Origin of the sequence: Furfurilactobacillus milii, assembly GCF_009864005.1 — a bacterium.
In the GTDB taxonomy this organism is placed as follows: domain Bacteria; phylum Bacillota; class Bacilli; order Lactobacillales; family Lactobacillaceae; genus Furfurilactobacillus; species Furfurilactobacillus rossiae_B.
This window is the reverse complement of record NZ_WEZQ01000001.1, coordinates 247,434-267,434: the sequence shown is the minus strand read 5'-3', so window position 1 is coordinate 267,434 and position 20,001 is coordinate 247,434. Positions and strand designations below refer to the sequence as shown.

At 43.7% G+C, this 20,001-nt stretch carries 21 protein-coding genes; 6 read left to right on the top strand and 15 right to left on the bottom strand.

Going from position 1 to position 20,001, the window contains the following annotated elements:
• Window positions 1-57 precede the first annotated feature (57 nt).
• Complete coding sequence (locus tag GB993_RS01200) at window positions 58-864, top strand: MerR family transcriptional regulator (RefSeq protein ID WP_161002756.1); 807 nt, start codon at window positions 58-60, stop codon at window positions 862-864.
• 65 nt (window positions 865-929) lie between these two features.
• Entirely contained in the window at window positions 930-1,874 is a 945-nt protein-coding gene (locus GB993_RS01195) for a linear amide C-N hydrolase (protein WP_161002755.1), read from the top strand.
• A gap of 10 nt (window positions 1,875-1,884) precedes the next feature.
• On the opposite strand, the gene GB993_RS01190 is transcribed toward GB993_RS01195, so the two are convergent.
• Window positions 1,885-2,193: a helix-turn-helix domain-containing protein gene (locus GB993_RS01190; RefSeq protein ID WP_161002754.1), complete on the bottom strand. Its 309-nt coding sequence runs from the start codon at window positions 2,191-2,193 to the stop codon at window positions 1,885-1,887.
• Entirely contained in the window at window positions 2,186-2,575 is a 390-nt protein-coding gene (locus tag GB993_RS01185; RefSeq protein ID WP_161002753.1) for a type II toxin-antitoxin system RelE/ParE family toxin, read from the bottom strand. The genes GB993_RS01190 and GB993_RS01185 overlap by 8 nt, the downstream gene beginning before the upstream one ends.
• Before the next feature lie 242 nt (window positions 2,576-2,817).
• Here GB993_RS01185 and yaaA point away from each other — a divergent pair, with 242 nt between their 5' ends.
• The gene (yaaA, locus tag GB993_RS01180; protein WP_161002752.1) at window positions 2,818-3,564 is read left to right on the top strand and encodes a peroxide stress protein YaaA; all 747 of its coding nucleotides are present in this window, start codon (window positions 2,818-2,820) and stop codon (window positions 3,562-3,564) included.
• Here the strand turns inward: yaaA and GB993_RS01175 are convergent, their stop codons facing one another.
• Entirely contained in the window at window positions 3,565-5,511 is a 1,947-nt protein-coding gene (locus GB993_RS01175; protein WP_161002751.1) for an elongation factor G, read from the bottom strand.
• A gap of 222 nt (window positions 5,512-5,733) precedes the next feature.
• Between GB993_RS01175 and GB993_RS01170 the strand changes: the two genes are divergently transcribed.
• A complete protein-coding gene (locus tag GB993_RS01170; RefSeq protein WP_161002750.1) occupies window positions 5,734-6,903 on the top strand; it encodes a DUF2075 domain-containing protein in 1,170 nt (389 codons plus the stop codon).
• A gap of 76 nt (window positions 6,904-6,979) precedes the next feature.
• Here the strand turns inward: GB993_RS01170 and GB993_RS01165 are convergent, their stop codons facing one another.
• The 4 genes from GB993_RS01165 to GB993_RS01150 form a co-directional block, all read right to left on the bottom strand.
• Window positions 6,980-7,378, bottom strand: coding sequence for a DUF4411 family protein (locus tag GB993_RS01165; RefSeq protein ID WP_161002749.1), 399 nt, complete (start codon window positions 7,376-7,378; stop codon window positions 6,980-6,982).
• A 93-nt stretch (window positions 7,379-7,471) separates the two neighbouring features.
• Window positions 7,472-8,578, bottom strand: a complete 1,107-nt coding sequence (locus tag GB993_RS01160; protein ID WP_161002748.1) for an ImmA/IrrE family metallo-endopeptidase — start codon at window positions 8,576-8,578, stop codon at window positions 7,472-7,474.
• Window positions 8,579-8,666: 88 nt separating this feature from the next.
• On the bottom strand, window positions 8,667-10,229 hold the full coding sequence (locus GB993_RS01155) for a hypothetical protein (RefSeq protein ID WP_161002747.1): 1,563 nt from the start codon (window positions 10,227-10,229) through the stop codon (window positions 8,667-8,669).
• Window positions 10,230-10,317: 88 nt separating this feature from the next.
• Window positions 10,318-10,914 carry a DUF3841 domain-containing protein gene (locus GB993_RS01150; RefSeq protein WP_161002746.1) on the bottom strand — a complete coding sequence of 199 codons (597 nt, stop codon included), beginning with the start codon at window positions 10,912-10,914 and terminating at the stop codon, window positions 10,318-10,320.
• A gap of 222 nt (window positions 10,915-11,136) precedes the next feature.
• On the opposite strand from GB993_RS01150, the gene GB993_RS01145 reads away from it, so the two are divergent.
• A complete protein-coding gene (locus GB993_RS01145) occupies window positions 11,137-11,499 on the top strand; it encodes a TIGR02328 family protein (protein WP_161002745.1) in 363 nt (120 codons plus the stop codon).
• 107 nt (window positions 11,500-11,606) lie between these two features.
• Here GB993_RS01145 and rlmH read toward each other — a convergent pair whose 3' ends face one another.
• From rlmH to GB993_RS01125, 4 genes are all read right to left on the bottom strand, one after another.
• Entirely contained in the window at window positions 11,607-12,086 is a 480-nt protein-coding gene (gene rlmH, locus GB993_RS01140) for a 23S rRNA (pseudouridine(1915)-N(3))-methyltransferase RlmH (protein ID WP_161002089.1), read from the bottom strand.
• 894 nt (window positions 12,087-12,980) lie between these two features.
• Entirely contained in the window at window positions 12,981-14,291 is a 1,311-nt protein-coding gene (locus GB993_RS01135) for a S1C family serine protease (RefSeq protein WP_161002744.1), read from the bottom strand.
• A 182-nt stretch (window positions 14,292-14,473) separates the two neighbouring features.
• Window positions 14,474-15,091, bottom strand: coding sequence for a putative quinol monooxygenase (locus GB993_RS01130; protein WP_161002743.1), 618 nt, complete (start codon window positions 15,089-15,091; stop codon window positions 14,474-14,476).
• Between the two features lie 12 nt (window positions 15,092-15,103).
• Complete coding sequence (locus GB993_RS01125) at window positions 15,104-15,853, bottom strand: SDR family oxidoreductase (protein ID WP_161002742.1); 750 nt, start codon at window positions 15,851-15,853, stop codon at window positions 15,104-15,106.
• Window positions 15,854-16,058: 205 nt separating this feature from the next.
• On the opposite strand from GB993_RS01125, the gene GB993_RS01120 reads away from it, so the two are divergent.
• Complete coding sequence (locus tag GB993_RS01120; protein WP_017262510.1) at window positions 16,059-16,439, top strand: winged helix-turn-helix transcriptional regulator; 381 nt, start codon at window positions 16,059-16,061, stop codon at window positions 16,437-16,439.
• An 83-nt stretch (window positions 16,440-16,522) separates the two neighbouring features.
• Here GB993_RS01120 and GB993_RS01115 read toward each other — a convergent pair whose 3' ends face one another.
• From GB993_RS01115 to GB993_RS01100, 4 genes are all read right to left on the bottom strand, one after another.
• On the bottom strand, window positions 16,523-17,389 hold the full coding sequence (locus GB993_RS01115) for a GRP family sugar transporter (protein WP_161002741.1): 867 nt from the start codon (window positions 17,387-17,389) through the stop codon (window positions 16,523-16,525).
• Between the two features lie 76 nt (window positions 17,390-17,465).
• On the bottom strand, window positions 17,466-18,251 hold the full coding sequence (locus GB993_RS01110; RefSeq protein WP_161002740.1) for a glucose-1-dehydrogenase: 786 nt from the start codon (window positions 18,249-18,251) through the stop codon (window positions 17,466-17,468).
• A 59-nt stretch (window positions 18,252-18,310) separates the two neighbouring features.
• A complete protein-coding gene (locus GB993_RS01105; protein ID WP_161002739.1) occupies window positions 18,311-19,498 on the bottom strand; it encodes an NADH-dependent flavin oxidoreductase in 1,188 nt (395 codons plus the stop codon).
• 85 nt (window positions 19,499-19,583) lie between these two features.
• Window positions 19,584-19,904 (bottom strand): winged helix-turn-helix transcriptional regulator, encoded by a 321-nt coding sequence (locus GB993_RS01100; protein WP_161002738.1) that lies wholly within the window; start codon window positions 19,902-19,904, stop codon window positions 19,584-19,586.
• Between the last annotated feature and the right edge of the window lie 97 nt (window positions 19,905-20,001).

The following is a 20,001-nucleotide window of genomic DNA, read 5'->3' as shown; positions in this document are numbered from 1 at the left end:
AACTATAATCAGTGTAAACTGTTACGTAACGTACAGGTCAAGAAATACGAGGTAAGAATGTTAACAATTCGAAAATTTGCGGAACTCGCAGATACAACGAGACGCACACTACTATTTTACGACGAACAAGGTTTGTTTAAACCCGCCAAGGTCGCAGAAAATGGATATCGTTATTACAATTACGATCAACTGTATGATTTAACCTTCATTCTGGAACTAAGAAAACTAGGATTATCTGTTCTGCAAATCAAGAGCTTGCTTACCGCTGGTCAAACACCGAACTTAGATAATCAGCTACAATCGTTGAACCAAACTATCGACGCTAAAATTCAACGTTTGAATACACTTAAACAAACGCTAAATCAGCGTTTTTCACCAGTGCCTGCCAGTCAGGCTACCAATCTCAATAAACCCGTAATCGTTGACCACTCTAACCAGGAATACTGGCGCTCAATTCAATCTGTTACCTGTACCGACGAGGAAATCAGTCAATTGTATCAAGACTTCTACCAAAAAATCGGCACGCTAAAGCTAATCGACAAACGCGAATCAGGCTTCATGACAACGTTACCTGGGTGCGTTGCCGACGACTATAAAACAGCCTCTTTTTGTATTATCAAAGCCGTCAGCCCCGCCGTTCCCAATAACGTCGCAACAGTTAACCGCCCGGCTGGCGAATACGTCTCCGTCAAAACATTCAATACGACAGCAGATGTTTGTCACTCACTGAGTATCTTACATGACTTCATTCAACTCCACGATCTCAAAATCGACCGGACACTGTGGCAGTTGAATCTCGATGAACAGTTGTCTAGTAAAGCAGGATCGTCATATATGTTGCTTGAATATCGACTGCTTGATTGATTTGGGTACATTGGACAAGAAAGTTACACGTGGAACATAGGCACTCGCATTTAGGAGGTTTTCTCATGTGCACCGCAATTACGCTTCAATCCGTAAATGAACACGCTTTTTTCGCACGAACCATGGATCTACCGACTACTACGCCATGGCGGCCAATTTACCTACCTGCTGGATTTTTGTGGCAACCATCTACTGATAATTCTGGTAAACCATTGCCAATGGCGATTCTCGGCGGTGGTCGCTGGACGCCGGGAAATCATTATTTAATGGGTGATGGCATGAACGAAGCGGGCCTTGCCTGCGCTGAACTTTACTTTCCGGTTGAAGCTCGCTATGCTTCATCAATGGTCGATGGCAAACTGAACATCACGCCACAGGACTTCATTTACTGGGCGCTAACGCATCATTCAATTGCCGAATTGCGTTTGGACTTGCCAAATATCAATATCGTCGCGCAAAAGTGGTATAGCGAGAATAATTGGCGACCATTTCATTGGCTACTGACTGATGTTGCGGGCAATACTGCTATTTTGGAGCCGCGGGGCCACGGGCTAACGCTGACTGAAGCACCACTACATGTGCTGACAAACACGCCAAACTATCCAGCGCACATTGTCCGTTTGGCCAAAACCCTTGGCATTGATCCCGAATCCTCGGTTGATACTTTCAAACAAGCTTGTCGCTCTTTTAATGGTGAATTACGTCACACAAATTTGCCAACGGACCGTTTCCAGCGCTCTGTCATCAACTTATGGCGCCAAAATGTGCCGCAAACGTCTCTTGCCGCTGAACAACAACTACTCACACTACTTGACGACGTTGTCATCCCTCGGACACCCGAGCGCTTGCGGCGTAGCAACATGGACTACACACATTATGAAGACGTACTGGATTTAACCGAACGCACCATGACGTTTAAATCCGTGCGGACCGGTGAAATTCATCATCTACGTTTAGACGACATAAAAACGGATAGCCCCCAACAAGTGGTTGCCTATCCGTTTACGTAGTTGATTATTGTTAATCGCGCAGCAATTCAATGATCTTAGGATCTTTCTGAAAAAGTTCAAGGAGGCGACGTGAACTGCCATTAGGTTCAGCCCGGCCAATTTCCCAGGCTTCCACAGTTCGTGGCGAAATGCCTAACAAATGGGCCATTGTATTTTGCGTCACATCTAGCCGTTTGCGCAGCTGCTTAACCGTCTTGGCATCAAAACGCGGTGGCACATCGATGGTGACCGTGTGCACTTCAACATTGTTAGGCTCACCTTTGAAATATGCCTCAACTTCGGCCAAGTTCTGCATGATATAACTTTCATCCTTACTCATCTGATTCATTTACCTCCCTTATCAGACTAATCATCTTTCGAATCTCTTGTTTTTTTGCATCGCTCAAGGATTCTTGCCGATTCTTTTGATACATTTCTAAAAAGATTACCTGACTACCTGCAACCACGAAATAAATAACTCGGTAGCTACCACTTTGACCTTGATTACTGGCTATTGACGAGAATCTGAGTTTATAGGCACCACCAGTGCCACGAATGATATTACCTGGAAATCTTCTCCCATTATTATTCTCGGGACTACTATTAAAGAAGTGCGTAATGTTTCTCTCCAGTCGACCTTTATCGAGCAAACTCAAGTTTAACTGTTGCCATCTCTTTATAAAAAGCTTTGGGTAAATAAAGTGAATCTTCTGATGTTCCATCCATACTCCAGTTCATTGCCGAAGTACGATTATAGAATATACGGTTCAATCGTACCTGTCAATTAATAAAATTCACTGATCCACTGCTACTAAAACCAGTTACATTAACATACGCAGTTCAAACCAATATGTTCGTTTGAAATATAATTTCCGCACAAATATTTACGCTTGAATGATGGCAATATCGGACGAAAAAACCTGCTATCATTTACAAAACAGCATTTAAAAGTAAAGGGTCTGACATGAAGATAATCATTTCACCAGCTAAGAAAATGACCATTGATTCAGACAGTTTCGATATTTCATCCTTACCGCAATTCCTACCACAAACGCAGGAAATTTTGCAAACGTTGCAATCAATGAGTTACGAAGAACTGCATCAGCTTTGGCATTGTAGCGACAAAATCGCTCAACAGGCCTACCAACAATTACAGCAAATCAATCTCAAACATCAGTTAACGCCTGCGCTGGTGGCTTACTCCGGCATTCAGTATCAGTACATGGCACCCAGTGTATTTACGGCGCACGCATTGCAATACGTGCAGGATCATTTGCGGATTCTGTCTGGTTTCTACGGGGTGCTGCGTCCGTTTGATGGCGTTGCGCCCTACCGCCTGGAAATGCAGGCACCCCTTCATGTGGCAAACCACAAGAATCTGTATGACTTTTGGGGTAACAAGCCTGAACGTGGTCTGGGGCTGCATCATGAACCGTTAATTAACCTCGCCTCACAGGAATACACAAAAACGGTTCAGCGTTATTTAATTCCTGCTGAACCGTTGATCAATGTTGTCTTCGGCCACCTCGTCGACGGCAAACTAAAAACCCGTGCCACATTCGCAAAAATGGCACGGGGTGAGATGGTTCGTTTTTTAGCTGAAAATGATATTCATGAACTTAGTGATTTGAAACAATTTAACCGGTTGAACTATCGGTTTGATGCCAAACGTTCCGATGAAACGACTCTCGTCTTCTTAAAACAAGACTGATTAATGATCCATCACGTAAGGCACGTGAGCCGCGGTCGGAACCTGAGCCCATGCCACTGGATATCCCGCACCATGTGCACAAAATACAGAATCTGGTGTATTTTCAAGATCACTAACCGGATGATAATCTGCGTCAGCGATCACTTCATCCGCATTATGACATGGACGGTATCCATCGACAACACATTCGAGCTGCCCCAGACCATGCGTATAGGCTTGGACAGTTCGGGCATAATCTTGCATTTCAGATACCGGCGCCACACCACTTAAAATGGTGTTGGCGCCGTTTGTCGTGGGCGTCTCAAACGACCCATGCATCCGCTGAATGTCGGTCATCGCACGGCCAACATTATCACCATCAACTGTCAAACGGAACTGGTACCAAGGCTCCAGCAACTGGTCACCACCGTTTGCCAACAACATCATGAGACCCTGACGGACTGCGCGCCACGTCGCCTCACGAAAATCGCCGCCAACTGAGTGCACGATGCTGGCTTTGCCTGTGATTAACGTAATGCGCATATCCGTCATTGGTGCACCAATCAGAACGCCTAGGTGCTCTTTAGCCTGTAGGCTGGTCAACACTTGATGCTGCCAGTTCTTGCCGAGGACATCGACCGGACAGTCTGTGTCAAACATCATTCCGCTGCCAGGTTCAGCTGGTGTCATCTGCAAATGAACCTCCGCATAATGACGCAGCGGTTCAAAGTGGCCGACGCCCTCAACTGGTTCAGTAATTGTTTCACGATACAAGATGCTGCCTTCGCCAAAACTGATAACAAGGTTGAAACGAGTCTTTAATTGTTCCTGCAAGACTTCTAACTGAATTGGACCCATGATTTGAACACGAATTTCTTGAACCTGCTCGGACCAAGTCACATGTAATTGTGGATCCTCGTCCTCAAGTTGGCGCAACGCGGTTAGGCAGGCATGTGCATCCACACCATTCAACTTGACCGCATAGTTCAAAACCGGTTGTAGCAACGGCGCCGGACTATTTGCGGCAGCACCGAGACCTTGACCAGGCCGCGTATCGGTTAAACCGAGAATGACGCCGACGCCACCCGCTGAGATTTCAGAAACCATCTGACTCTTGCCACCATTATAAACACGTAATTGGTTGGCTTTCTGATCAGGTAAGACCTCTGCCTTCGTTTTCAACACGCCGCCGGTCACGCGAACCCAAGTTAACCGTTCACCCTTTTCATCGTGAGAAATTTTGAATACTCGCGCACCAAATTCGGCCGCTGGTTCTGACTCAAGCGTCCAACGTGACAGACCATCCAACAATGTATCAATGCCGGTCATCTTAAGACCTGATCCAAAGAAACAGGGAAAGACTTCACGTCGCTGAATCATGTTTTGAATCGTTGATGTTGATAATGGTGTCCCATTTAAGTAATCGTCGAGGACCGTTTCATCTTGTAATGCGATGGCCTCGGCGGTTTCCTCTGGCATCGAATTAACATCACCGTCCCAGTCAAACGGCAGGCAGCCTGGCGCTAATTCCGTTTGTAACTGTTGGAGAATAGCCTCACGGTCCACACCATCTGCGTCCATTTTGTTCACGAAAATGAGTGTCGGCACATGGTACCGTTTTAATAAACGCCACAATGTTTGTGTATATCCCTGAACGCCATCAGTAGCTGAGACGACTAGGATGGCATAATCGAGGACCGGTAAAATCTGTTCCGTTTGCGCGGCAAAGTCAACGTGGCCGGGACTGTCCAGTAATGTTAAGGATAAATCACCGTAGTGGAGGTTGGCCTGATGCGAAAAAATAGTGATCCCACGCTGCTTTTCTAACGTGTCTGGATCCAAAAACGCATCCCCATTGTCCACACGACCTAATGTGCGCACGGCACCAGTTTTATAAAGTAACGCCTCCGACAGGGTCGTTTTCCCTGCATCCACGTGCGCCACGACGCCGGCAACAATGTGTTTCATGTGGTGACCTCCTTATAACTTGTGTTCTTACATAACAACTTTAATAATGCCTCGGCTGATAATCAACTTTATTTGCCCAGTCGACCAGAAAAACGATTGCAATGGGAATGTTCAGTCGTAAGATTTCTCCACACGTTAAGCGGTATAATATTGTTTTAAAGCATTTTAAGTCGCGGGTAGACCCGTCGCCCGCAAAATAACGAACCAATTAGGAGCCTATTAATGAACGAAATATTAAAAGCACAATTTTTCGTCGACGATCTTTCAGACGATCAGAAATCTGTGATTACAAACATCAATAACTACATCAAACAGGGGCTTACCACAAAACCATCTTCCGTTGCCATTATTGAAGGTGCAGCTGGCACCGGTAAATCTGTGGTTCTCATGGAACTAGTTCGCCAATACATGACGGATAATCATTACAAGACATCGTTAGTTGTTAACCATCCTGAGTTGTATAAAGCCTATCAGGATATCGCAGAATCGATTCCCAACATGAAGGTAAACACAATTCGCCGACCAACATCGCTTATTAATGATGCCCAAAAGCACAACAAGAAGTATGACATCATCTTTGTTGATGAAGCCCACCTTTTATATTCAAAATCCGAACCCTACGCTCACTACCGCGGTCAAAATCAGCTAACTGACTTGATGAACTTAGCCAAAGTAGTCGTCGTTGTTTATGATTTCGACCAAGTATTCCAATCAAAAATGTATTGGGATCGCGATTTATTACTGAAAACTATCGGTAACCATCCCCACAAAACGTTTGATATGAACTTCCAGTACCGGATGGTCGCTAGCGATGAACAAGTTGCCTGGATGGACGATCTGACCGAAGAAAAACCGATGAAGCCATTCCCGAATAACAGTGACTTCAAGTTCAAAGTGTTCGATACCGCCGGTGAGATGTTTGAAACCATTAAGAAACGTAACAAAGAGGTCGGTATGAGCCGGATGGTTGCTACCTCTGGCTTCCGCCGAATCGACGGACGACACAACGTGGAAATGGATTCCTTCAGTTTGCCATGGGATGAATGGGACCCTCAACGGACACACTGGGCCAAACGTGAAGGATCGATTACCCAAGTGGGTACGATTTATACCCTCCAGGGTTTCGACCTCAATTACGTTGGTATGATTATCGGTCCGTCGTTTGGTTACGACCCCAAAACGGACACAATGACAGTGATTCCTGAAAAATATTCACATAAAGAAGTCTTCAAGAAACGTAAGGACATGAAGTTCTCCCGTGACGAGTACAAGAAGTTCATCGCTGACGTGTTGAACGTGCTGATGAAGCGTGGGAAATACGGCTTGTACTTGACCGCGTACGATGATGCGTTGCGGAAACGACTTGTGGATTTGTACGAAAATGGTAAATAACTTAAACAGGTGCTGATGAGATAAACGTTACACTCATCAGCACCTGTTTTAAAATGTCATCAAGTTATGCCGGAAGTCACTTTGCAATAAAATGATTTGCAGATAGAAAATCCCAAAAGTTAATTGTCGGAACGTTAAAATGCTTCGCTACAAACGGAATTTTAGGTTCATTATCTGTTCTGTTGCCGTTTGGTCCTGTATCTCTTTCATCCGTGATAATTGTGTATGAATGCTTCATCGCAGAAGCAATTAACCACGGATCCGCTTTTTCATATTTCATTGTCCATTCTTCGTAACCCGCTGCTGTCCACAGATTGGATTGTGAAACGTATTCAGTAACTTTGACATATTCTGGGATACAATCATCAACAGATACAGTATTATTCAGGTAATTCTTTTTGATCCAGTCACTCAGTTCATCATTTTTTGATTCTAACTCTTTGAAAACCTGACCAATCATATAGAAGTTTGGCATTTGTCTAAAAAAAGGTCCAGACAACGGGAAAATATTGTTGTCGATAATATCGATTTGAATTAATCAGGATGTTCGAATCCACCAAATAACCGGTCATGCTGTGGCCTCACGTTCATTGAAGTTTTCAACTGTCTTATCTAACATCTTATAACTGATCCCAATCAGCGATGCAGCACGTGTTGGTTGCACTAACCCGCTATCTTGGGCAACTACAACAGCATTCATATAGCGCTGATCATTCAAACTAAGTGCCGTGTTATATGGATTACCACCAGTAGATTTCTTTAACTTGTCCTGTACCACTGGTAAGCGAATTTCATTTGTGTTTTTTATGAGCCCGATTTCCTGAGCTCGAATTGCAACTGTTTCAGGACTCGCATTGAAGTATCGTCCAACCTGAGCCACATCCGTTTTATTAAAACGTTGAGTAAATTCGCCTTCAGGCATTAGGAATGCAGCGACAACTTTGTTTATATTTTGTTCTTCAACAACATCATTTTCCTGTTCACTAAGTAGCTCATCAGTTCCATGTAACAAGTGAATAAATTCATGAACAAGTGAAAAGACTCTCGCTGTATAACTATCCTCTTCATTGATAAATATGAGTGGTGCAAAATCATCCAGCAGAACAAATGCACGCATTTCTTTTACATCCAACGGTCGATTTACACCTAGGCCAGCACCACCTTTTTGCATATTTAAAATTCCAAGATGGGCAAATTGATTTCGTAAATCACTATATAATTCTCGAGCAGTTCTAAAGTGATTTAATCGTAACAGATTAGACACAACACTTAATGTCTCATCTCTATCAAAGCCAGCGGCACTCCCAATAAACGTCAGCTTTTCATTCGCAAGACCGCTTTCCTCTCTAAACCAAGCCTGCTTTCGTTTCATTTCGTAGATAACGTCCCGAACGGTTAAGCTAACTTGTGCCGGCGCATTTTTTTCAGTCCGAAAGGCCAACTTCATTGCCTCTGTTTTAGGTGGCTCGCTTAAAAGAAGGTTGCCAAACGGAACATGCAGTCGCACAGCAAAATCTGCCAGTTGCTTAATGGTCGGCTTAAGATACGTGTCACTGTCTTCTTGAAGCCATCTAAACTTACTAATAACTGATTCAATTGCATCTTTATTTACATCTGTCACTGAAAAAGCCCAATCGACTAACGAAGATTTCACTTCAATTCGACTTACTGTCATTCTGACACCCTCCTTTCTTCACTTGTTATTATACTGGGCAAAACGCAAAGCTGTCGACAGGTAACGCCTATATAAAGTTATTTATACATCAACGTTTACGCCGCTTATTCTTTAACAATTTCCGTGCCTGTTTCATCGACATGACCTTACCAGTCACCTTTTGGGGTCCACCGACATCAGGAATCTTCTCGCCATTGAAGGCCGCGGTTAACTGAATAGATTGCTTTTGTGATATCACATCGGTCGACCTTAATACACCGATGACGCCAGCAATCACGACTTGCATATCTCGATAGTCCTTAACGGTTTGAGTCCTTTCATACCATTGGCCAATCTCTTTTAACGCCGCTACTGTCCACTGACTCGGAGTTACTAAGTTTCGAGCATACAAAACATCCATGAAATCCGTCACAGCAAACATTAGGTCTGTTGTCTCAAACGTCTTTGGAATAGCGTATTGTGCACGTTGCAACCATAGCCGAATTCCAGTTTCGACTGCCAATTGGTGCGTTTCGACAGCTCTAGATTTTCGCCAACCGCTGGCAGCTGGACGATGCGCATCATTCAAATAATCCCGTTCAGGATCTGGATCATACACTTTAGCCGCTTCGGTTAATTGTTTGGGATTATCCAATAACTGAACAAGATCATTCGGAATACCATCCTCATCGTCAAACAATTGATCATCGTCGCCATACAGGCTGTCAACGCCGCCATTTTCGTTAACTTGCTCAATGAATTTTTGTACAGCATCGGAATCGTTAAGATCCACACCATTCTCTAGTAACGCCTGACCTAACATTTTTGCAGGGCTAGAATTTAGCGGATCCTCTGCCAGTTCAATCATTACGGATGCGGCTTCGTTAATGTAACGTTGGTAATTACTAGCTCTTTTTTCATTTAGCCAACCTTGATCTGCCACAAACGCCAGCAACGGTGTTATCGCGGGGGCCACCTGACGATACTCTTCAGGAGTCAACGTCATATTAGAAACAAAATAACCCGTTAATACACCTGTTATAGCAGTTTTGGTCCACGTCTTCGGCGTCTTACGATAGACATCGTAGCCTTTTTCAACCAGAGTTGTGAAAGCAGTCTCGACTAAATCACGAGAAATTTTATTTTTTCGGTGCTTCCAAACGTTGCTTTCAAAATAATCTCGTAACCATTCACTGGTATAGCCTGTAATATCACGTGCCACATAATCCAACCACTGAGGTAAATTCGGGTCTTCTATGACAGACCGTGGTTCTTGAAATACCGACGGATCTAACACTGGTCCTTTCAGCCCATGTCGCTTTTCAAAGTCATTCAGAGATGCCCTTAAGTCGTCCAAGTTTGCCTCTATTAACCGATGAACGGATAAACAACGCATATAAGCCGTGATAATGTCGTAGGTTAAAATCAGTATTGTTACCGATTCCTCATCTGGATCAGCCTCAGCCTCCTCAACAAATTCCGTTATTCCACGCATAATTATTTTTACAGTCCATTTGGAAACAGGCTTTTGTGTGATGTGGCTCATCATTTCGCCAAAATATCTTATTGACTCCTTTAAAGCCTGTGTTGGATAGCCAGCAAAGTCAGTATATTCGTCAAATTCTTCAAAGATTGGCCAGTATTTTAATAGTTTGTCGTTCGAGTCTTTCATTAATTCAGCTCCTTTTGTTTTTCATGCTTTGCGCTATTAGATGTTGTTGGTCAAAAACTTATCTTGCTTAACGATATCTTCGACTAAATTATATTGCATAAATTTCCTGAGTTTTTTGTCCTTTTCGTAATCGCCAGACTTTACGCATTTGATCTCTACTTAATGACCAAAAGCAGGCCTGGACAACGTCCCCATTTTTAGTCCATTCTCCTTTACGTGGAGTTATATCGAATATTCTATTCCATGATTTATGTTTGACCTGCTGCTGTTCTTTTTCAGGCAAACTATCAAGCCAATCGATGCTTTGATTCCATTCTGTTTCACTAGTTGCAGGTGAATAATACCAATTGTTTAATACATAGTGCCAAGCTTCAAAGTCACTCAATAATACTTTCTTGTCTGGAATCTCTAATTCTATACAGACTTCATCCGAATAGTCGCGAACTCGTCTAAAGTCTGGACGTTTATGTTGATAGTCATGTCGATACCAGGCCCAAATAGGGTAACTTCCCTCTTTTTCTGGAGCGCCCACTTTCCGTCTCATTTGTTCAATCATCCAGCGATATGAACGTTGAAAGTCAATAGCATCCTTCAAGTCGAATGAAAGTTTAGGATCACTATAAAAATGACCCGTTTTTATAATTTGCTGATAAACTGCATAGGGCTGAATTGTCCAAATAATCATAAGTATTAATCCTCTAGCAAAAATCTTTAGCCGGTACTTACCATTAATTTTATAAACCACCTAACAGCTAGGGAGCTAAGGTCTTAGAGGCTGATTAGTTTGTAAACTAGTCTGACCGTTATATATTTTAGTGAAGTTAAAGCACTTGTATCGATATTTTTAATCGCTGAAAAATGATACTTTTCATCCTCAACACATTGATTTTACGGGAGGATAATTACCTTGAGACTTTGGCATGAAGCGTTAATCAGTAAACTACCCCGACAGCAACTACTAGGGCAGCATCGTGAAATAGCCGCGTTACGGGGAAAGGGCTGGGGCAAAAAACACGCAACCGTCAATTATGTTTTTACTCATTCGCCATACAAGTTATATCAATTCCACATGCTGGTCATGACTGAAATGAAAAAACGCGGCTACAAACCAGATTCTAAGTGGTGCAATCCTGCATACCGAGGGCAAAACTGTCCTCCCTATAGCAACTTAGAAAAAGTTCCGTTAACCGCGCCAATTTATCCCGAACATAACGAAGCCTACCTGCGGGAATGTCTTAATAACCTGAAGGGAAAAGGCATTTACCTATAGATGTTGCGTGCATCTACTCGAAGAGCAACTGTCTGTTTCTATGAGGAAGCTACTCGAAATGTGTCACTTTAAATTCAGGACACCTGTATTGGAAACAATGAGCCGCATCACTTATGGTATGGACTACCCGAGTTAATCATAAATGCCCTGTAGATCTGCTCACTCAGCACTAGACGCATCAGCTGATGTGGTAGCGTAAACTTACCAAACGAAATTTGTGCGTTCGCACGCTTCAAAACTGCGGGTGTCAGCCCCAGTGAACCGCCGATAACGAACGTTATGTCAGAATGTCCGTACGTCCCTAAGTCCTCTATTTCCTTGGCAAACGCCTCTGATGTCCGTTCCTTGCCTAAAATAGCCAACGCATAGACATATTCCTTATCTTTAATATGATCCAGAATTCGCTCCCCCTCTTTAGCCATAACCGTATCCATTTCGGACTGGCTTAAAGATTCGGGAGCTTTTTCGTCCGCAACTTCGACAATTTCAAACTTACAAAACTTAGACAAACGTTTCGCATATTCGGCAATGCCCTGCTTAAAATACTTTTCTTTCAGTTTTCCAACACCAATAATCTTGATATTCACGTGTATATACTCCGTTTCTAAATTTTGTTTTCATCCACAAGCACATCTGTTATGAAAAAGTTATCCACAGCTTTTACTTTTCCTTAACTTTCTTTACCAAAAATAATCGATTTTGCGACGCTATGTGACGCTGTCATTTTAACCTGTGAATAAAAGTTATCCACAGTTATCCACAAGGCATCTTCACACGAACACGCAGCCCGTAGCCATTGATAATAAAGGGTTTTAAAATCGAACAGAGGTTTTTATGACCACTTATCCACTGCACTTTTTTGACCTGTGGATAACTTTTCCCACTGTTTCGAAATCCTTAGTTTTCGGCATTTATCTCCAATTCACAAACTTATCCACAGTTTTCCACATAGTTATCCACACCTGTGCAAAACAATTTTTTCATTGCATTTTCCGAAACGAACCACTTTATTTTTCATGGCTTAGTTTGTTCGGAAAACTCGATGTTTTTATGGGGCAATTTGCCGAAAATGGGTAATGTCCCAGGAAAACATTCGGTTTTCCAAATTGGACACCAGCTAACTAAACGATAACTGCAGAATGCTGTTTACGTGACGGTGATTATTATGCAGAATTAATCCTGCATATTTACACTTTATTCTGTATAAAGACAGTTTATCCACACCACGTTTCGTTGTTTTATCCCACATTCCGTGACTTTCTCGTTTTCAAAAGTATACATTACATTATTCATTTGTGGATTGTTTACCACCTAATTATAGATAAAAAAAGCTTATAAATACACCCATACCAGTCGTTTAGACTAAATAGAAAGTAATCAAATTTCCCAGGAAATGATTATCATGATTCGATTTGAGTTTGTGAAATCCCCGAAGACACAAAAAAAGAGTAATTGTTTTCCACAATTACTCTTTAAAAGATCTACTTGCTTGAACTACTTAATTGACTCGTACTCTCGCTCAACGTTATCGTACCGGTCTTTTGTTGACCATCACGATAGTATTTAACGGAAACTTTATCCCCAATCTTATGGTTATAAAGCACATCACGTAAGTCTGCTTGTGACGTTACCTTGGTACCATCTATCTCGGTAATAACATCGTACTTCTTCAGGCCGGACTTTTCAGCAGCCGAATTGTTGTAAATATTAACTAGCACAACACCGCCAGTTACACTGCTTGGCAGCTTCAAAGTATTCTTTTGGCTGGTACTGTCGACGTTTGAAAGATCCACAAGTCCGACACCCAACGCTGGACGAATAACCTTACCATTCGTAATTAACTGATTAATGATGGACACAACTTCGTTAGAAGGAATCGCAAATCCAATCCCTTCAACCGACGTACCACTCGAAGATGACGCCAACTTCATCGAGTTGATACCGATGACCTGACCAGATAAGTTGATCAATGCCCCACCAGAGTTGCCAGGGTTGATTGCTGCGTCCGTTTGAATAACGGTCGCATCCCCAGTTTGATTACCAGATTCATCTTCTACTGGCACCGTTCGTTTCTTAGCTGAAATAATCCCTTCAGTCACTGACGTTGCATACTGTGACCCAAGTGGTGACCCGATGGCTAAGACAGATTGTCCAGCCTGAATCGCAGTGGAATCACCGAATTGAGCAACCGTGTTGATATACTTAGCATCCACACGGATAACGGCTAAATCGGTCGTTGAATCCGTGCCGACCAGCTTACCTGAAATCTTCTTCCCGTTGCTGAGAATGATTTCCAAAGCACTGGAACCAGAGACCACGTGATTGTTCGTCACAATATAGGCATCATTTCCGGATTTCTTATAAACAACCCCAGAACCTTCACTGGCAGTTTCCAAAGATGATTTACTAGATGAGGAATCCGAATTATTACCATTCGAATTTGATGATGAGCCACCACCAAAGATACCGTACAAACCTTCGCTATCACTCGAAGATGACTGCTTCTGCATGTTAACAACCGAAACAACTGCGCCCTTAACCTTGCTAAAGGCCTTCGTAGCGTCGGAGTTGCTCTTTACAGTGACATTGGCTACCTTAGTCGTACCATTTTTATATGACGTATCGCCATTATTATTGTTATTCAGGGCAGAGGCACCCCCATAAGCAATACCGCCACCTAATAATCCGGCAACTAAGCCAACAATACCAACCTTCACTAAACCTGAATTCGATTTGCGTGGACGTTGTGGTCCTTGCCCACCTGTTTGCTTATTCTCGTCATTATAATCCATAGGCTTTTGCGAAAAATCGCTTACCTCCTCTAAAAATTGATTACTCTACAGAGACCATTATACAGTTTCAACTTAAAGCGGGCTTAAACGGATGCCTCGCAAACCCATATTTTTTTCTAATGATGACTATTTGGCTTAATTATTGTTTCATTTGCAAACTGCCCTTGAAATTATCTTCCTTACTATTCTTTTTCGGGTAACGCTCTAAAAACGGCCACGTCCATTTCTTTAGCTAGCAAAGGTTCTACCATTTTCAAAAATGTTGTAAAATGATCTGCCTCATGATGAGCGTCTAATGCTGCTTGATTTGCATATTGTTCAATAAAGATAAATTCTCCTGGGCGTTCCATAGATTGGTACATATCATAACGAAGGTTGCCCCTTTCGTTTCGAGTTCCACGGATCAACGTTTGTGCTAACTCATCGTAGGCTTTCAATTGATTTTCCTTCACATAAACCGTTGCATTAATCGTAATCATCTTTATATTCTCCTCATTAACTTCATCATTGTCTTTGCCAACGCCATTAAAAATCATGACATCCATCGGGGCATTAGAAACGTCAGCTAGCCGCGCCAAAAAAATTTGAAAATGATTGGCGTTGCGGTGATTCTCAATCGCTGATTCGTTCTTATAAACCTCTGTAAAAATAAAATCACTCGGGCAGTCAATGCCATGGTACAGGTTGAATTGCTCATTTCCAGGCTCGCTTCTAGTACCACTCACTAGACGTGTTGCAGCTTTGATAAAGTTATCTTCCTCCCCTGGTTTCACGTGGACTGTTGCAAAAATTGTTTTCATGTCATATTCTCCTTAATAATCACGCTGTTCCGTTGACCTTAGCACTACTTCATTAATGCCAACATTCTCCGGTGTGTCAATTGCATAAACCACCGCATTCGCTACATCTTCAGCCGTCAAGCCAGTCTCAGACTCGCTTTTAAGCACGGCCGCACGTAGTTCTGGATCTGAAATCGTGGAAGCCAGCGCTGTTTGCGCGTGTCCGGGTGAAATCAGTGTTGACTTGATGCCTTTGCCGATTTCTTCTACCCGCAAGCCTTCCATAATGGCACGCATAGCAAACTTGGTGCCTGAATAAACCGCAGAGCCGGCGCCGACAAAGTGCCCAGCTACCGAATCTGTTGTAATGATTTGACCGCTGTGTTGCGCTTCCATGATTGGTAACGCAGCCCGAATACCGTAGAGTGCGCCTTTCAAATTGATATCGATCATCGCTTCCCACTCACTGAGCTTACCTTCCCGCAACATCGAGACCGGCATCAAACCAGCATTGTTGAACAACACGTCAACCCGCCCCAATTGTGTTTTAGCAAACGTCAACAACGCCTGTACGGCATCTGCGTTTGTTACATCCGTCACCTTATAGATAACCGTTGCCTGATAGGTTTGCGTCAATTGACTGGCAAGTTCTGTTAATGCCTGCTCCCGCCGTGCAGCCAGAACCAACTTTGCTCCACGTTGTGCTAATAGCGTCGCCGTTTTGGCACCGATACCACTAGAAGCGCCTGTAATAACAACAACTTTTCCACGAACATTGTCCATTTTTCATTACCTCATTTCCTTAACCTGATGACATTCAATATACCCGGTTTTTTTAAGCAAACAATTACGCACTTTGACCTAACTAATGCACTTTCAGGTAAGTTTTGTGCCCCAGCGCCGTTTGGCAGGTCTAACTTTTTCGTTTTATTTTTAAACGTAAGTGGTGTAGCATTCATGCCATAATAGATGAGGAGCAAATTAACGTATGAGTGAAGCTGAACCAATCTACAAAAACGGTGTTCAAGCCACACTAGCCGTCATGGGAAATAAATGGAAACCGCTCATTTTATGCCACCTAGGGCACGGGCCGATGCGGACCGCCGATATTCGTCGCAACGTCACCGGTATTTCGCCTAAAGTTCTGACTGAACAGCTGCGTGAGCTGGAACATGACGGCATCGTCACCCGGAAAGTATTCAACGAAGTGCCGCCGCACGTTGAATATAGCGTGACCGAATACGGTAAAACGCTGAATAACGTTCTTATTGCCATGTCGGAATGGGGCGAGGATCGAATTAAGATTCTTCAATCGCAGGGGCAAAACGCCTCATTGCTTTTCCCAGATCATGACGGCTATGAAAATTAACGCAAACAACGGTTTGATTTGACGTTTATCACGCGAAATCAAACCGTTGTTTTCTTTTGTCTTAATCAATCGTCAACTACTCATTACACGGCCATGTTGCCAATCATGACACCACCGACCACGACCAATAGCAGACCAACAACTGTCCATACTAAGCCTCGAGGAGTGCGGTGCTCACGTAAAATGAAGATGCCGCCAAGCGTTGCCAACACAACGTTCATTTGTGAAAGTGTGAAACCAGTGGCCACGCCATTTCGTTGAGCCGAAATCAGATACGTCAGCGCAGCAATGGAAAAAACAACACCATCAATCAAGCTAATCCACGTAACCCGTTCGCTCAAAATGTGCGGGCCAGCCGTCACAAGCGTCAGTACAAGTGCCATCAAGGCCATCCCCAATCCTTGTGGTAAGAATCCTTGCCATCCAGATACGTTTGCCAAACGTGGAAAGGCTGAGTAGCCCACATACCCCAGGGTGGATAGCGCGAAGATCAAAATTGTCACGCCAATAGATGGCCGTTTTTCATCCGTTTGTTTGGCACCATCAACTGTCGTTAGCACAATGCCAACAACAATAACTACTAGCGCAATGAAGCCAATCAATAACTCCACTGATCCTGACCATTCACCGAATGCCAGTACCCCCAACAACGACGTGCCAACTAATTGCAGCCCCGTAGAAATTGGCATCGCCTTCGAAACGCCGATCCGCTGAAACGCCATGTACTGCAGATACTGTCCAAACGCCCAAGAAGCACCAGACAAAACAGTCAGCCAAAACTGACCAACGCCAATTGCCGGGCGAATGAACAGCCACGTGATGACGGCCACAATAAAGGTGCCAAACGTCGTACCAATAATCTGATTAACAGGCTTTCCACCAATTTTAGTTACCACGATTGGCAAAATGCCCCACGCAATTGCCGGAATCAATCCAATCAAAATACTCACAATCAAAACCCCTCTTCTGTCGCTACGTCAGACTTATACTGTCCGCATTTTTCTATCTCATCTAAATCCTTGAATACTAGCCCTTACCGTTCTGGAATGATGGATACAGCGTCATCCCACCATCCACAAACAGGGTCACACCGGTAACGTAACTAGATTGGTCGGATGCCAACCACGCTGCGGCGGCCGCAACATCTTCTGGATCACCGATTCGTTTCATTGGTACCATTTCTAGCGTGTCCTTCATTTGTTGTGGATCAGCAAACTTAGCAGCGTTGATTGGCGTGTTGATGGCGCCAGGGCCAATGGCATTCACGCGCACGCCACGGTTAGCATATTCCATCGCAATCGTCTCATTGAATAATTTCACGCCGCCTTTTGAAGCAGCGTAATGGGCAAAGCCAGGCCACGGAATTTGTTCATGCACAGAGGACATGTTGATAATGTTGCCCTTCTTATCGTTCTTCACGAAATAATCCAGCGCTGCGCGTGATCCCAAGAAAACACCCGTTAGATTAATGTTCAACACACGTTGCCAATCTGATAGTGGCATTTCGTTTGTCGCAACACGGTTTTCCATCCCCGCGTTGTTAACCCATACATCAAGCGTACCGAAGTTATTTAGCGCAGCATTCAGCAATGCCGTGGCACCGTCTTCTTCGCTAATATCTGCTTGAACGGCTACTGCTTGGCCACCATTTTCTTCAATCAGTTTGACCGCTTCATCGGCACCCGTTTTATCTGACCGATAGTTGATGACAACTGACATGTGCTCTTCGCCAAACCGTTTTGCAATTGCCTGACCAATCCCCTTTGAACCGCCTGTTACAACCGCTACTTTGTTCTTTAAATCTGAATACATTTTTTCTTCCTCCGAATCTTCTCGTTAATGATCTGAACTCTGTCCGACCATTTAGTTCCTTACATTTTCTTCTCAAAGCCTTCCATCGGTGCGACCGAATTCGTATAGTCCACAACCGGTGTGTGATCATTACTAAAGTGCATAACTGAATAAAACGCACCTTTTAAATAATGCTGCATCGCCACTGGAATACCCAACTCGTCCATTTCAAACGGTGAAATCCGGTATCGAATACTATCTTCATCATCCCCAGCAACCTTTTCGTACCATTGCGGTTCACGAATCATTTCGCGACCGATTGCAGCAAAACTAGCGCCAGCAGCCAACACCTTCTCAGCATCAGCAGGCGTTTCAATCGAGCCCACGCTTATCAATGGTTTACGGCCATCTAACTGCCGAACTATTTTGTCCAAAATCGGTTCCTTATCCGTTGCGTCATTCAACGAAGTGCGCCATGCCGATCCCATTGAGGTGTGTACATAGTCAATTGGTGTCTCACTCAGCATTTCGATAAAAGCCATCGTGTCGTCCAAACGAATACCTGGTTCGCCGATTTCTTCCGGTGAAATCCGATACCCTAGCAAGAACTTGCCATTCGTTTCCTGGGAAATAACCTTGTGAACGGACTGAATAACGGCTCTGGCAAAGTTCATCCGTTTGTCACGATTGCCGCCCCAACGGTCTTCGCGGCGGTTGGAATGCGGTGAGTAAAATTGTTGCAATAGATACGTGTTAGCGCCATGGAGTTCAACGCCATCGAAACCTGCTTCAATTGCCCTATGAGTTGCGTTGGCAAATGCTTGAATAATTGACTCAATTTCCGTTTCGGACAACGCCCTTGGTGTTTCTGCATCTTCAGGGCGATTAGGTTTCACAGCACTGGCACTGACAGTTTGCGTGCCGCGTAAAATCTGTGAATTTGATTTTCGTCCAGCATGAAAAATCTGTAGCACAGCCTTAGTCCCGTTCCGTTTGATTGCACGAGCCATCTCTGCCAATCCGTCAATGTCGCTATCATCTGCAATTGACAGTTCGCCTTCAAATCCCTTCCCACCAGGAACAACATTGGCAACCTCGGCGACTACCATGCCAACACCACCCGCGCGCATTTTATAGTAGTCAATTTCTTCATTAGTCACATGACCATCATAATAACTAGACATTGTGGTGGTTGGTGCCATCACCACGCGGTTTTTAATCGTGACACCGTTAGCAAACGTATATGGTTGTTCAAATTGATAGTTCATAACTTTTCTCTCCCTCTGTTTTCTTGAATGATTCATAGTTTGATGGCTGCTATCTAAAACTGAAATAAGGCACTTTTTAGTACCATTAAATTGATCTGTCGGTAGATGCTTCTTGACGATGTTGACCCCATTCAGCCATTAATAATAAAAACGGACGCGTTGATTGACCGGCCTTTGTTAACCGACAGCTTAATCCCCGATTTGTCGTCAACCGAAGTTGAATCAGACCATTTCGCCATAAACTACATAGTTGAAAGACAAACGAACACAAATTACGTTTCGGTAAGTGTTGATATAAATTCAGTAGCGATTGTGGGCCATCTAGCAGTGCTGTCACAATCAATGGTCGACATGTGCCAGCTAATACGCTGGTTGTATAACGGAGCCCTTTATCTTCATCACCCATTAGCCATCCTCCAATTTCTCAAGTGAATGACGCTAGTGTACTGACTCTGTATGGACAAAAAAAGAAGGCACTTTTGAGTACCTTCCTAAAAAACAAT

What these genes read in the sequence shown, in the direction of transcription:
- GB993_RS01200 (WP_161002756.1), top strand. Translation starts at nt 58, where the DNA reads ATGTTAACAATTCGAAAATTTGCGGAACTCGCAGATACAACGAGACGC.
- GB993_RS01195 (WP_161002755.1), top strand. Translation starts at nt 930, where the DNA reads ATGTGCACCGCAATTACGCTTCAATCCGTAAATGAACACGCTTTTTTC.
- GB993_RS01190 (WP_161002754.1), bottom strand. Translation starts at nt 2,193, where the DNA reads ATGAGTAAGGATGAAAGTTATATCATGCAGAACTTGGCCGAAGTTGAG.
- GB993_RS01185 (WP_161002753.1), bottom strand. Translation starts at nt 2,575, where the DNA reads ATGGAACATCAGAAGATTCACTTTATTTACCCAAAGCTTTTTATAAAG.
- yaaA (WP_161002752.1), top strand. Translation starts at nt 2,818, where the DNA reads ATGAAGATAATCATTTCACCAGCTAAGAAAATGACCATTGATTCAGAC.
- GB993_RS01175 (WP_161002751.1), bottom strand. Translation starts at nt 5,511, where the DNA reads ATGAAACACATTGTTGCCGGCGTCGTGGCGCACGTGGATGCAGGGAAA.
- GB993_RS01170 (WP_161002750.1), top strand. Translation starts at nt 5,734, where the DNA reads ATGAACGAAATATTAAAAGCACAATTTTTCGTCGACGATCTTTCAGAC.
- GB993_RS01165 (WP_161002749.1), bottom strand. Translation starts at nt 7,378, where the DNA reads ATGCCAAACTTCTATATGATTGGTCAGGTTTTCAAAGAGTTAGAATCA.
- GB993_RS01160 (WP_161002748.1), bottom strand. Translation starts at nt 8,578, where the DNA reads ATGACAGTAAGTCGAATTGAAGTGAAATCTTCGTTAGTCGATTGGGCT.
- GB993_RS01155 (WP_161002747.1), bottom strand. Translation starts at nt 10,229, where the DNA reads ATGAAAGACTCGAACGACAAACTATTAAAATACTGGCCAATCTTTGAA.
- GB993_RS01150 (WP_161002746.1), bottom strand. Translation starts at nt 10,914, where the DNA reads ATGATTATTTGGACAATTCAGCCCTATGCAGTTTATCAGCAAATTATA.
- GB993_RS01135 (WP_161002744.1), bottom strand. Translation starts at nt 14,291, where the DNA reads ATGGATTATAATGACGAGAATAAGCAAACAGGTGGGCAAGGACCACAA.
- GB993_RS01130 (WP_161002743.1), bottom strand. Translation starts at nt 15,091, where the DNA reads ATGAAAACAATTTTTGCAACAGTCCACGTGAAACCAGGGGAGGAAGAT.
- GB993_RS01125 (WP_161002742.1), bottom strand. Translation starts at nt 15,853, where the DNA reads ATGGACAATGTTCGTGGAAAAGTTGTTGTTATTACAGGCGCTTCTAGT.
- GB993_RS01120 (WP_017262510.1), top strand. Translation starts at nt 16,059, where the DNA reads ATGAGTGAAGCTGAACCAATCTACAAAAACGGTGTTCAAGCCACACTA.
- GB993_RS01110 (WP_161002740.1), bottom strand. Translation starts at nt 18,251, where the DNA reads ATGTATTCAGATTTAAAGAACAAAGTAGCGGTTGTAACAGGCGGTTCA.
- GB993_RS01105 (WP_161002739.1), bottom strand. Translation starts at nt 19,498, where the DNA reads ATGAACTATCAATTTGAACAACCATATACGTTTGCTAACGGTGTCACG.
- GB993_RS01100 (WP_161002738.1), bottom strand. Translation starts at nt 19,904, where the DNA reads ATGGGTGATGAAGATAAAGGGCTCCGTTATACAACCAGCGTATTAGCT.